The sequence below is a fragment of the Streptomyces sp. P17 genome (assembly GCF_032436805.1).
Taxonomy (GTDB): Bacteria; Actinomycetota; Actinomycetes; order Streptomycetales; family Streptomycetaceae; genus Streptomyces.
The window spans coordinates 1-278 of the sequence record NZ_JAVRBF010000713.1 but is presented as its reverse complement, the minus strand read 5'-3'; the positions used below and the strand labels follow the sequence as shown (position 1 = coordinate 278).

The following is a 278-nucleotide window of genomic DNA, read 5'->3' as shown; positions in this document are numbered from 1 at the left end:
GTCGCGGGATATCGCAAGCTCGCCGAGACAATGGCCCCCTACGCGCCTGCCGTCGCGAGCTGAAAGATGCGCACCAGGACCAGGCCGCCGGCCAGGACGAGATAGCCGCGCAAAACGATCATCCAGATTCGGCTGAGCAGGCTCAGTCGGGCCGGGGGCAATTCGCCGAGCGGCGGCATCCGCCAGTTGTCATAAACATCTATCTTTTGCAAAGCTTTTTGAACTTTCCCGTCACCGGGTCAGCGCTCAGGTCAACGCTAAGCAAGCTAAGCAAAAGA

1 protein-coding gene is annotated in these 278 nt (G+C 59.7%); it reads right to left on the bottom strand.

Annotation, left to right across the window (positions count from 1 at the left end; genetic code table 11):
• Positions 1-38: 38 nt before the first annotated feature.
• A complete protein-coding gene (locus RMT89_RS42695) occupies positions 39-179 on the bottom strand; it encodes a hypothetical protein (RefSeq protein WP_315889144.1) in 141 nt (46 codons plus the stop codon).
• Positions 180-278: the final 99 nt, after the last annotated feature.

What these genes read in the sequence shown, in the direction of transcription:
- RMT89_RS42695 (WP_315889144.1), bottom strand. Translation starts at nt 179, where the DNA reads ATGCCGCCGCTCGGCGAATTGCCCCCGGCCCGACTGAGCCTGCTCAGC.